Source organism: Stenotrophomonas sp. YJH_SMC_131 (assembly GCF_059367975.1).
Map to the genome: position 1 here is coordinate 264,733 of NZ_JCAFRJ010000005.1, position 11,800 is coordinate 276,532.

An 11,800-nucleotide genomic window follows, 5' to 3' on the forward strand; every position below is an offset into this window, starting at 1 on the left:
GTTCACCACTGTGCGCCGAGCAGGCGGGGCTCCGGTTCGATCGGCACGCCGAACTTCTCCAGCACCGAGGCCGAGATGCGGCGCGCCAGCGCCAGCAGTTCAGCGCCGCTGGCATTGCCGTGGTTGACCAGCACCAGCGCGTGGCTGGGAGCCACGCCGGCATCGCCGTCGCGGAAGCCCTTCCAGCCGCAGGATTCGATCATCCAGGCCGCCGAGACCTTGCGCTTGTCGTCCTGCTCGGCCGGGAACACCGGCAGGTCGGGGAAATGCTGCAGCAGCACGTCGACCTGCTCCAGCGGCAGCACCGGGTTCTTGAAGAAGCTGCCGGCATTGCCGAGTACCTCCGGGTCGGGCAGCTTGCGGCGGCGGATCGCGATCACCGCATTGGCCACGTCCACCGCGCCCGGCAGCTCCACGCCCTGCGCCTGCAGCTCTTCGCGGATGCCGGCGTAGTCCATGCGCAGATCGTGCAGCAGTGGCAGTTTCAGTTCGATGGCGGTGATCAGGTAGCGATCGGGCTGTTGCTTGAACACGCTGTCGCGGTAGGCGAAACCACACTGTTCGTTATCCAGGCGCACCCAGGCCTGCTCCTGGCAGTCCCAGGCTTCGACCGCCTGGATGAACTCGCCGACCTGCGCGCCATAGGCGCCGATGTTCTGGATCGGTGCGGCACCGGCGGTGCCGGGAATCAGCGCCAGGTTTTCCAGGCCGGACAGGCCTTCCTGCAGCGACCACATCACCAGGCCATGCCAGGGCACGCCGGCGCCGGCGCGGATCACGGCATGGTCGGCGCGGTGTTCAAGGAAACTGATGTCGCGGTTGCCGAACACCAGCACGGTACCGGGCAGGTCCTCGGCGATCAGGACGTTGCTGCCGGCACCCAGCACCAGCAGTGGGCCGTTGGCCACCTCGGGCAGTGCCAGCACCTCCGGCAGCAGCGCGGCATCGTGCAGTTCCAGCAGCTGTTCCGCATTGGCCTGCACGTGGAAGGTGTTCAGTCCCTGCAGCGGCGCATTTTGGGTGAGCGTCCAGCGCAGCGGGGCGTTGCCGTCGATGGTGTCCATGGGCGCGCTCACAGTGGGGCCACCGCGCCGCGGCTGGGCGCTTCGCGGCGGCGACGGATCGCCTCCACGCATTCGGAAACCAGCGCCGGTCCACGGAAGATCAGGCCGCTGTAGCACTGCACCAGCGCGGCACCGGCCGCCATCTTGGCCACCGCATCGGCACCGGACAGGATGCCGCCGACGCCGACCAAGGGCACCGACTCGGGCAGGCGCGAGCGCAGGCGGCGCAGCACCAGCGTGGACTGCTCCAGCACCGGCGCACCGGACAGGCCACCGGCCTCGTTGGCCAGCGGATCGCCGGCCACCTTGCTGTGGTCGATGGTGGTGTTGGTGGCGATCACGCCGTCCACCTGCAGCTCGCCCAGCACGCGGGCGGCGGCATCGATGTCGCGCTCGCTGAGGTCCGGCGCCACCTTCACCAGCATCGGTACGCGGCGGCCGTGGCGGGCCGCGAGCTCTTCCTGGCGGTCACGCAGCAGGCTGACCAGCTGGCGCAGCGCGGTTTCTTCCTGCAGTTCACGCAGGCCGGCGGTGTTGGGCGAGGAAATGTTGACAGTGATGTAGTCGGCCAGCGCGTACACCTTGTCCAGGCAGGCGATGTAATCGTCCACGGCCTGTTCGTTGGGGGTGTCCTTGTTCTTGCCGATGTTGATGCCGAGCAGGCCGCGGCGGTTGCGCGCGCGCTCGACGTTGCGCACCAGTGCGTCCACGCCTGCATTGTTGAAGCCCATGCGGTTGATGATCGCGTTGTGTTCCGGCAGGCGGAACAGGCGCGGCTGCGGATTGCCGGCCTGCGGGCGCGGGGTGATCGTGCCGATTTCGACGAAGCCGAAGCCGAGCGCGAACAATGCATCAATGTGCTCCCCGTTCTTGTCCAGGCCGGCGGCCAGGCCGACCGGGTTGGGGAACGTCAGCCCGAACACCGTGCTGGGCATCGGCGCGATGCGTGCGGCCAGCAGCGGCGTGGTGCCGGTGCGATAGGCCAGGTCCAGTGCGGACAGGCCGAGGCCGTGGGCGCGCTCGGCGTCGAGCGAGAACAGGAAGGGGCGGGCAAGCGAATACATGCGTCGGTTCAGTCCAGCGTGCCGAGGAAGGCTCGGGTTCGATATTCAAAAGCGACCTGGCCGTCGACCGCGTGGGCGGCGAACAGGTGCTGCAGAGCGTCGATCATCGGTGCGTGGCGCGGATGACCGGGTTGAGGGGCGTAGGAGGAGGACAGCAGGCGCCCGCGCAGGGCGTCGAAGTCCAGGTGCTGCACGTTCGGCAGCTCCACCCTGCCGCGCAGGCCAGCGCCGAACCAGGCCTGCATGGTGGCGTCGTCCTGGTAGCGCTCGGCCACGGCGGTGTAGTCGGTGCCGTAGTCCAGCAGCAGCTGTTCGTATCCGATCAGGAACGGGCTCGCATCGAGCAGGCGAGAATTCCAGTAGATGAGGGCCTGGCCGCCGGGGCGCAGGATGCGCTGCCACTCGGCGCGTACCGCCACGGTGTCGAACCAATGGAAGGCCTGCGCGACGCTGACCAGATCGATGCTGGCATCGTCCAGTGCGGTGGCCTCGGCGCGGCCGTCCACCGCACGGAACTGCGGGTACTGCGGTGCCAGCCATTCTTCGGCCGCGCCCCGCATGGCCGCATTGGGCTCAACCGCGACAACAGGATGGCCGCTGGCCAGGAACAGGCGGCTGGAAATGCCGGTACCGGCGCCGATGTCAGCCACACGCGCCTGCTGGCTGACACCCATCGGGCCATGCAGCCACTCCAGCAGCGCGGGTGGGTAGTCGGGCCGGTAGCGGACGTAGTCGGCGACGCGGCTGCTGAAGCGTTCAGTGCTGTCGGAGGCGGTCATGGCGTCAGTTCGACACCGCCGCCAGCCACGCCAGGCCGCCGAAGAACAGGATGAAGACCACGATGGCGGCAAGTGCCGCGCCGACCATGACCCAGCCCAGCACCAGTCCGGTGACGGCCAGGCCATCGCCTTCCAGTTCGTGCGGGCGGCGGCGGATTTCGGCGCGGGCCATGTGGCCGGTGATGATGGCGACGATGCTGGCCACGAAGGGCAGGACGGTCCAGCTGGCGATGCCCATGACCAGGCTGACCACGGCCAGGGCGCTTGTCTGTCGGGGTGCCACGCTCATCGGGGTCCTCCTTGGCAGTGTGCACATGATAGTGCCTCTGCCCCGGCAATCCCATGCCCGGCGGATGCGATGGCAGGCGTCGACCCTGGCCGGCGAAAGGGATTTCAGCCCTGGTAGGCGTCGACCTTGGTCGACGAAAGGCATGCCAACCAGGGTTGACGGCTACCGAAGTGCCGGTATCAGCCCATCAACACCTGGCCGCCATCCACATTGAGCACGCTACCGGTGACCCAGCGCGCCAGCGGCGAGCACAGGAACAGGGCGGCGTCGGCGATCTCGCGCGGGTGGCCGAAGCGGCCGAACGGAATCTTCGCCAGGGTGCCGTGGTACAGCGCAGGGTCCTCGACGCGGCGACGGTCCCAGAGGCCGTCATCGAACTCGATCGAGCCCGGGGCGATGGCATTGACCCGGATCCGGTCCTTGGCCAGCGCCAGCGCCTGTGACGTGGTGTAGTGCGAAAGCGCCGCTTTGGCCGCAGCATACGGCGCGCCACCGGGGCGCGGCTGCTGCGCGGCAATCGACGACAGATTCAGGATGCAGGCGTCGCTGGAGGCACGCAGCCATGGCAGTGCCAGGCGCGAGGCACGCACGGCCGCCATCAGGTCGATCTGCAGGCTGGCCGCCCAGCCGTCCTCGTCGTCGGCCATGCCGTAGCCGGTGGCATTGTTGACCAGTACATCGATACCGCCGAGGGCATCGGCAGCGGCCTGCAGCCAGGCCTGGATCTGGCCGGGATCGGCCAGATCGGTGGAAAACGCGTGCAGTTCGAAGCCCTGCGCCCGTGCATCGGCACGCAGGGCATCCAGGCCGGCCTGGCCGCGGGCGCAGACCGAGACCTGTGCGCCGGCGCCGGCAAAGGCCAGCGCCATTTCACGGCCAATGCCCTTGCTGCCGCCGGCGATGAGCACGCGGCGGCCGCTGAAATCGAGGGTCGGAGCCCCTGCGGGGATCCGACCCCTCGCTGGGGCCAGATCCCCGGAGGGGCTCTGGCCCACGGACGTGTCCGCGTCGTTCGCCATCACAGGTCGAACTTGATGCCCTGGGCCAGCGGCAGCGAATCCGAATAGTTGATGGTGTTGGTCTGGCGGCGCATGTAGACCTTCCACGCATCCGAACCGGACTCGCGGCCACCGCCGGTGTCCTTCTCGCCACCGAAGGCGCCGCCGATCTCCGCACCGGACGTGCCGATGTTGATGTTGGCGATGCCGCAGTCGCTGCCGGCGGCCGACAGGAACTTCTCGGCAGTCTTCAGGTTCTGGGTGAAGATCGAGGACGACAGGCCCTGCGGCACGCCGTTCTGCATGTCGATGGCTTCATCGAGGGTGTCGTACGGCATCACGTACAGGATCGGCGCGAAGGTCTCGTGCTGGACCACGGCGTCGCTGTTCTTCAGGCCGGAGACGATGGCCGGCAACACGAAGTTGCCCGGGCGGTCGATGCGGCTGCCACCGGTCTCGATGGTGCCGCCGGCCGCCTTGGCCTGGGCGATCGCATCGAGGAACTGCTGCACGGCGCCTTCGCTGTTCAGCGGGCCCATCAGGTTGGCCGCATCGGTCGGGTCGCCGATCTTGCCTTCCACCTGCTTGTAGGCCTTGACCAGGGTGGCCAGCACGTCGGCGTAGATCGAGCGGTGCACGATCAGGCGGCGGGTGGTGGTGCAGCGCTGGCCGGCGGTGCCGACGGCGCCGAACACGATGCCCGGCACGGCCAGCTTCAGGTCGGCGGTTTCGTCCAGGATGATGGCGTTGTTGCCGCCGAGTTCCAGCAGGCAGCGGCCGAGGCGGCGCGCGACCTTCTCGTTGACGGTGCGACCGACCTGGGTCGAGCCGGTGAAGCTGATCAGCGGCACGCGGCGGTCATCGACCATCTTTTCCGACAGCGCGGTGCCGGCATCGTTGATCAGGAAGAAGATGTCCGGGAAGCCGGCTTCGCGCAGGGCGTCGTTGCAGATCTTCAGCGAGGCGATGGCGGTCAGCGGTGTCTTGTTGGACGGCTTCCAGATGCATACGTCGCCACAGATGGCGGCCAGGAACGAGTTCCAGCTCCACACCGCGACCGGGAAGTTGAAGGCCGAGATGATGCCGACCAGGCCCAGCGGGTGGTACTGCTCGTACATGCGGTGGCCGGGGCGCTCGGAATGCATGGTGTAGCCGTACAGCATGCGGCTCTGGCCCACGGCGAAATCGGCGATGTCGATCATCTCCTGCACTTCGCCATCGCCTTCCGGCTTGCTCTTGCCCATTTCCAGCGCAACCAGCGAACCCAGGGCGTCCTTGTGCCTGCGCAGTGCTTCACCGCACAGGCGCACGGCTTCACCGCGGCGCGGGGCCGGCGTGGTGCGCCAGACCTTGAAGGCTTCCTGGGCGCGGGCCACGACGGTCTCGTACTCGGCCTCGGTGGTCGCGCGGACCTGCGCGATCGGCTCGCCGGTGGTCGGATTGACCGGGGTGATCAGCTCACCGCTGGTCGCGCTCGACCACTCCCCGTTGCCCAGGTACGTGCCAGCGTTGATCGCGTCCAGGCCAAGGGACTTGAGCAGCTCGGAAGACATGCAGACTCCTGTATTTCGTTACGTTGTTTGGTGCCATCGCGGGCAGGTGGGGGACGCGATGAACTGAATCGCCGATGGTAGCAGAGCGCCCCGGCCGGCCATGGTGCAACGCGCCAGTCAGGCCTGGCCGAACATGAATGCTTGGAGGGCAGGGCACGTTGCCTGTAAACTTCCCGGCTGCATGGCCCCGTAGCTCAGCTGGATAGAGCGTCCCCCTCCTAAGGGGAAGGTCGCCCGTTCGAATCGGGCCGGGGTCACCAGAATCAATGGAACAGGGCGAGCGGCGTCGTCGGGCTTGAATGGGTCTACTTCGGACGGACCGGGATGATGGGTTTCACCGTGACAACCCCGCTGCCACCTCCTCCGCAGCTTCCATAGCAGCCTCCGCCAGGGTTAAATCCGCCGGTTCCACCAGCACCTCCGCCGCTGCCACCGCCGGCACCTCCACCGCCACGGCTGGGAGGCTGCTGAGTTCCCGGCAGGGGCTGGACGCAAGGGCTTCCAGTGAGGCAAGTAACAGCGGCTTCTTCGACGGACCCGTCACCCCAGGTCACCTTGATCCTGCTGCCGACAGGCAAAGACGCAATGCCATGCGTGATTCGGTACATGCCCGCCAAACCGACAAGGCCGGCGCGTCGCAGCTCCACCATTTCGTAGGCGGACAAATTCTGCGCAACTGCAACCTGGTTATACGGATACGAACTGGCGTTGATCGATACTGTTGCAGCAACGGCGGCAAAGGCCGTGAAAACCAGCCCAGCGATACTCCACTTCGTTCTTCCGGAGATTCGATTCACTGCGGCGTCCTTTTCAAGATGGCTTCTTCCCAATTGCTCTGTTTACTTCTCCTATTGCTCTATCAAGCGACTCTTGCTGTCCAGCAGGAACCACCCTGCTCCTGATGGCGTCTTCAAAATTCTCTGATCCGCACACGCCCGAATTGACACATAGTGAATCCATGCGGAATGAGCGGGCTCCGCAATCTGCCCCCATTCGGCAGGCGACGATGCCCCAGGCATAGTTGGCGTATGGACCCGTAGCGCTTGCATTGAAGGCACCGAGATCGGTTCCCTCTGGCGCGAGCGCTAGCAGATCTCCCAGTGCAAAAATTGCCTCCGGGTCTGCAGAATTGACCGCATCGCGTGCCAGTAGCTGATAGTCACCAGGTTTGAGGCCGGTCCACTTGCTGGATGCCATGTAAATCCTGGCGTAAGGATCGCCGTGATCTGCTGCGCGTTCAAACCATTTTGTATAGTGCTCTTCGAGTATCACGTCGCCGCCGTCAACGACCGAGCAGGTCGCTGCGAAGCGCTTCTTGATGTCATCGTATGCGCCTTGCGTTTTCCCGCTGAGGCGCGCGTATGCGTCCAACGTCGCATACATGTTCGAATGGGAAATGCTGAAAACGGAGCAATGCTGATAAATCTGCCCCAGCTTGCGCTGTGCTGCTACGTCCCCGGCTTCTGCACGTGAACGAAGTTCAAGAAATCCGGCTGCTGCATCCTGTGTGTTGGAACTCAACTCAGGACCTGTGAGGGATGAGGCGGTATGGCTAGAGTTGGCCTGATCCTTGGAGTTTGGCTGATTGGTTTGAGAATCAGGTTTGCGCTGTTGTGTGTCCGCTTTGGTTGGGACATACCAAAAACTGACTCCCGCCAAGACGATCAGTATCAATGCAGAGAAGCTCAGGACTTTGACTCGTGGAGACATGGCGTTCCTTCATGACCGATCAGCGCGGTACGCGTGCAGGGATTGTCACGGTGCCCAATCAGGGGCTGGGCTCCGACCGCCGCGCACTTTGGCAGGTCCCATGCCTACAAAACGGGATGGGGCGACGCTCCCCCCATCAGGCCATAGGTCTAGTTCAGTATTTGTTTATGTACTGGACGCTGAGTGGAAGCCTGGACACGCCTAATCCTGGTTCAGGCCGAGCCCCACCTTCGCTGGGGTGGATCTTTGACGATAGAGGGCACTTGTTCGAATCGGGCCGGGGGCGCTATTGCATGCACCGCGCGTGATGCCCCTTCGCGCAGGCTACAGAGCAACTCCAGGCCTCGCAGCACCTCCGCCACGTGCGCCTGCTCTTCGCCTCGCAACCCAAGCAGCGGCCGCGGCAGGCAGTCGTAACTGCACAGGCCCATCAGTGCCGCCGCGCATGCCATGACGCGGACGCCGCCGAAGCGGTTGTGCAGCGCCCAGAGCGGCGCCGCCGGATCCCGAGGGCAGAAGGAAAAGAGGGGTTGTCAGGTGTGGCGGCGGTGGACGATCGGCATTGCTTATTGCCCTGGGACAAAATTCAAGCGCTGCCGTGCAACGTGATTCGGCCACCGGGATCGCACACCATGGCGGCCATCCTTCCTTGCGGGCACGCCATGAGTGAGTACCTTCGCCCCGTGCAGCCTCCGCACTTCGCCGCCATCGGCGCGTGGCTGGATTCGGCCAGCGCAACCCGGCGCTGGGCCGGTCCCGGCGTGGCGTATCCGCTCGTGCCGGACGCATTCGCGCAGGCACTGCAACTGCAGCAGCGCCCGGGTTGGGTGCTGTTGGATGCGCATGGCCACTGCCTTGGTTTCGGCCAGTACTGGCCAACGACCTCCGGCACGCTGCACCTGGGCCGCATCATCGTTTCGCCGCGGGCACGCGGGCGTGGACTGGGACGTGTACTGATGCAGGCGCTGATGGCGCAGGCGTTGCAGTCGGCCGGGGCGGAGCGGCTGACCCTGCGTGTCTATCGTGACAACGTCGCGGCGGTGACCCTGTACCGCGACCTGGGCTTTCAGCCGATGGAAGACGCTTCGACACCGGAACTGCTGTTCATGCAGCACCGTGCCGGCTGAGCGGTGATCACGCGCGCAGCGCGGAAGCCTGTTGCGCCTGCCATTGATCGCGGTTGATGCGGCTGATGTGTTCGGTGCGGTAGTCGCCGAGGAAGCTGTTGAACTTGTTCACTTCGGTATGGTGATGCTGGAAACCGCATTTGCTCTGTACGCTCAGGGACTGCAGGTTGTCGGCGAAGTAGCCGCACCACAGTGCGTCCAGGCGCAGGCCGAGGAAGGCGTGCCGGATCACTTCGCGCACTGCTTCGGGCACCAGGCCGCGCCCCCAGTACGGTACGCCGATCCAGTAGGCGATCTCGCCTTCGCGTTCGCCGATCTCGAAGTTGCTGTCGGCACCGATCAGGATGCCGACACAGCCGATGGCGCGGCCATCTTCGCGGCTCTGCAGCGCATAGACCTCCGGACGGTTGAACACGGTGCGGATGATCTCGGTACTTTCCTCGATGCTGGTGTGGGCTGGCCATCCGGCGATGGGCCCGACGCGCAGGTCGCGGGCGTATTCGTACAGGTCGGCGGCGTCGGTGTCGCGCCAGGGGCGCAGGATCAAGCGTTCGGTATGCAGCGGCATGGCCGTTCCAGGGGGCAGGAAGAGAGCGCACAGGCTAGGCCGTGCCGCGTTACCGGCACAGGGCGGGACCTTGATGGTTTCGGTACTTTTCACAACTCCCCGGCGTTGCCCGGTATGCTGTGCCCCGGAATGCAGCCGGATCGGCCAATGGACCGCATACCCCAGCTTCTGGATCAGGACGAATCGATGCGCCTGGAGGTCAGTACGCTGGCCGAGGGGCAGGGGGTTCCGCTGTCGTTCGGGCACGCGTATCTGGCGGTACTGGTGTGCGTGTCCGGGCGTGCGCGCTTCGCACTGAACTTCCGTGAGGTGGCGGTGCAGCGGCACGACGTGCTGGTGCTGGCCGAGGACACGCTGGCGCTGCTGCGGAAGCGATCGCGTGGCTTCCTGGCGGTGGTCTGCCTGATGCCGAAGGCGCTGGCGTCGGAGGTGGCCTACGTACTGCCCAACGCGCTGTTCAAGTTCCTGCATGAGCATCCCCATTGCGTGCCGTCGCCGCTGGAGGTGCCGCTCCTGCGGGGCTGGCTGCAGCAGCTGATGGACGCGCAGCATACTGGGGGCCGCTATCGGCACGTGATGCTGCGCAATCTACTGCAGACCTTTTTCCTCAAATTCGCCACGCTGTTGCCGGCACAGAAGGGGGCCGCAGCGCCGGTCAGCCGGCGCGAGCGCCTGGCCTGGAATTTCTGGGAACTGGTCGGCCAGCGCAGTACCCGCCAGCGCGACGTGCAGTCTTATGCCGATGCGTTGTGCATCACGCCGTTCTATCTTTCACAGCTGACCCGCGAGTGCTTCGGTGAAACACCCAAGGCGTTGATCGACCGCCAGGTGGTGCTGGAGATCAAGGCGCTGCTGAGCTACAGCGAGCTGCCGATCGGGCGCATCGCCGAGCGATTGTGCTTCGAGGATGCGTCCTACCTGTGCCGCTACTTCCGGCGGCACACCGGGCAGTCGCTGACCGGCTACCGCCGTGCGGGGCAGGGCGGCCCTAGTGGGATACGAACAGCGGTGCCGGCACTTCGGACAGCAGATCCTCGGTAACCCCGCCGAGCATGCGTTCGACCACGCAGTCGCGGCGGTAGGGCCCCGGCACCCGTAGATCGGCTTCGCCAGGCCTGGGGAAAGGTCAATCCTGCTTCAACAGCTCGACCAGCTGGCGCAGGCGATAGGGCTTGGGCAGGAACTCCACCTGCTCTGGCAGCGGCGGCAGCTGCGAGCGCGCATAGCCGGAGGACAGGATCATGCGTGCCTGCGGCTGTTCGCGGGCGACGTGCTCGCTCAGTTCGATGCCGGACATGCCGTTGGGCATGCTGACATCGCTGAACACCACGTCAAAACGCGCCTCGCCCTTGAGCAGCTCCGCCGCCTCGTGGCCATCGGCGGTGGTGGCGACCTCGATGCCGAAATCGCGCAGGGCCAGGCCGATCATCTCGCGCAGATCGTTCTGGTCCTCCACCATCAGTACGCGGATGGGTTCATCGGTCATGGGTTGCTTCCTCTGATGCGGGTAACAGCAGGCTTACCGTCGTGCCGACACCGGGCGTGGTGGACACATCGACGAAGCCGCCGCTCTGGGTAGTGAATCCGAACACCTGGCTCAGGCCCAGGCCGCTGCCCTTGCCGATGTCCTTGGTGGTGAAGAAGGGCTCGCTGGCGCGCTCGGCGATGTCGGCCGCCATGCCATGGCCTTCGTCACAGACGCTGAGGGTGACATAGCCGCGTTGCAGCGTAGTGTCCGCATCCGGGTCGAGCCGATGTTCCAGCGCGGTGCCGATCAGGATGCGCCCGCCATCGATGGTGGCCTCCACGGCATTTGCCACCAGGTTGGCCAGGGCAGCCTGCAGCTGCATCGCGTCGGTGCACACCTGCGGCAGGCCCGGCGTGAGGCAGGCGTCCAGCGTCACCGTGGGTGGGCAGGCGCGCTGCAGGCCCGGCAGCCATTGCTGTACCAGCGTGTTGATGTCCAGCGGTTCGCGGATCAGGGTCTGGCCCGTGCTGAAGGCCAGCAGCTGGCGGGTCAGCAGGGCGCCGCGGTCGGTGGCTGCCTGCGCAGCGTCCAGCAGCTCGGCGGCGCGTGCATCGTCACCGCGGACGCGTAGCGACAGCAGGTCCAGTGCGTTGCCGATGGTGGTCAGCAGGTTGTTGAACTCGTGCGACAGGCCGCGGCTGAGCCGGCCGACCGTCTCGAACTGCTGGGTGTTGCGCAGCGCACGCTGGGCATCGCGCAGCAGTCGCTGTGCCTGCCATTGCTCGGTGATGTCGCGGGTGATCTTGACGAAGCCAAGCAGTTCGCCCGCTTCAACGACCGGCTCGATGACCACGCTGGCGCGGAACGAGGAGCCATCGCGGCGTACCCGCCAGCCCTCGCTGGCAACATGGCCCTGCTGCGCCGCGAGGCGGAGCAGGCGCTGCGGTTCGCCGGCCTCGCGCTCGGTGGCCAGGTAGAAGCGACCGAAGTGCGTACCCACCACTTCATCGGCTGAATAGCCCTTGATGCGCTCGGCGCCGGGGTTCCAGCTGCAGACGATGCCTTCAGGATCAAGCAGGTACAGCGCATGGTCGCGCACGCTGTCGATCAGCAATCGCAGTTGTCGGGAAGGGTCCGTCAGCACGGACGTCGTAGAGGCAGCTGCGTCCACGTGTAGATA

General features: G+C 65.9%; 12 protein-coding genes and 1 tRNA gene. 3 read left to right on the top strand and 10 right to left on the bottom strand.

Features of this window, described 5'->3' with window-relative positions:
* Nucleotides 1-2 precede the first annotated feature (2 nt).
* From murB to amaB, 6 genes are all read right to left on the bottom strand, one after another.
* Entirely contained in the window at nt 3-1,064 is a 1,062-nt protein-coding gene (gene murB, locus AC5P56_RS12785; RefSeq protein WP_069117045.1) for a UDP-N-acetylmuramate dehydrogenase, read from the bottom strand.
* 8 nt (nt 1,065-1,072) lie between these two features.
* Complete coding sequence (locus AC5P56_RS12790) at nt 1,073-2,128, bottom strand: quinone-dependent dihydroorotate dehydrogenase (protein WP_014646919.1); 1,056 nt, start codon at nt 2,126-2,128, stop codon at nt 1,073-1,075.
* A gap of 8 nt (nt 2,129-2,136) precedes the next feature.
* The gene (locus AC5P56_RS12795; protein ID WP_014646920.1) at nt 2,137-2,907 is read right to left on the bottom strand and encodes a class I SAM-dependent methyltransferase; all 771 of its coding nucleotides are present in this window, start codon (nt 2,905-2,907) and stop codon (nt 2,137-2,139) included.
* Between the two features lie 4 nt (nt 2,908-2,911).
* Nucleotides 2,912-3,196 (bottom strand): DUF4190 domain-containing protein, encoded by a 285-nt coding sequence (locus tag AC5P56_RS12800; protein WP_014646921.1) that lies wholly within the window; start codon nt 3,194-3,196, stop codon nt 2,912-2,914.
* A 179-nt stretch (nt 3,197-3,375) separates the two neighbouring features.
* Nucleotides 3,376-4,215, bottom strand: a complete 840-nt coding sequence (locus AC5P56_RS12805) for an SDR family NAD(P)-dependent oxidoreductase (RefSeq protein WP_041863358.1) — start codon at nt 4,213-4,215, stop codon at nt 3,376-3,378.
* Entirely contained in the window at nt 4,215-5,747 is a 1,533-nt protein-coding gene (gene amaB, locus AC5P56_RS12810; RefSeq protein WP_014646923.1) for an L-piperidine-6-carboxylate dehydrogenase, read from the bottom strand. Before amaB ends, AC5P56_RS12805 begins: the two co-directional genes overlap by 1 nt.
* A 183-nt stretch (nt 5,748-5,930) precedes the next feature.
* Between amaB and AC5P56_RS12815 the strand changes: the two genes are divergently transcribed.
* Nucleotides 5,931-6,007, top strand: a tRNA-Arg gene (locus AC5P56_RS12815).
* 550 nt (nt 6,008-6,557) lie between these two features.
* Here the strand turns inward: AC5P56_RS12815 and AC5P56_RS12820 are convergent.
* A complete protein-coding gene (locus AC5P56_RS12820; RefSeq protein ID WP_495231710.1) occupies nt 6,558-7,457 on the bottom strand; it encodes a hypothetical protein in 900 nt (299 codons plus the stop codon).
* A gap of 662 nt (nt 7,458-8,119) precedes the next feature.
* Here AC5P56_RS12820 and AC5P56_RS12825 point away from each other — a divergent pair.
* Nucleotides 8,120-8,584 carry a GNAT family N-acetyltransferase gene (locus AC5P56_RS12825; protein ID WP_197561178.1) on the top strand — a complete coding sequence of 155 codons (465 nt, stop codon included), beginning with the start codon at nt 8,120-8,122 and terminating at the stop codon, nt 8,582-8,584.
* Nucleotides 8,585-8,591: 7 nt separating this feature from the next.
* Here the strand turns inward: AC5P56_RS12825 and AC5P56_RS12830 are convergent, their stop codons facing one another.
* Nucleotides 8,592-9,152, bottom strand: a complete 561-nt coding sequence (locus tag AC5P56_RS12830; RefSeq protein WP_478406460.1) for a GNAT family N-acetyltransferase — start codon at nt 9,150-9,152, stop codon at nt 8,592-8,594.
* Nucleotides 9,153-9,299: 147 nt separating this feature from the next.
* Between AC5P56_RS12830 and AC5P56_RS12835 the strand changes: the two genes are divergently transcribed.
* A complete protein-coding gene (locus tag AC5P56_RS12835; RefSeq protein WP_495231711.1) occupies nt 9,300-10,193 on the top strand; it encodes a helix-turn-helix domain-containing protein in 894 nt (297 codons plus the stop codon).
* An 85-nt stretch (nt 10,194-10,278) separates the two neighbouring features.
* Here the strand turns inward: AC5P56_RS12835 and AC5P56_RS12840 are convergent, their stop codons facing one another.
* Nucleotides 10,279-10,638 (bottom strand): response regulator, encoded by a 360-nt coding sequence (locus AC5P56_RS12840; protein ID WP_014646927.1) that lies wholly within the window; start codon nt 10,636-10,638, stop codon nt 10,279-10,281.
* Nucleotides 10,628-11,791 carry a two-component system sensor histidine kinase NtrB gene (locus AC5P56_RS12845; RefSeq protein ID WP_401730139.1) on the bottom strand — a complete coding sequence of 388 codons (1,164 nt, stop codon included), beginning with the start codon at nt 11,789-11,791 and terminating at the stop codon, nt 10,628-10,630. The genes AC5P56_RS12840 and AC5P56_RS12845 overlap by 11 nt, the downstream gene beginning before the upstream one ends.
* Nucleotides 11,792-11,800: the final 9 nt, after the last annotated feature.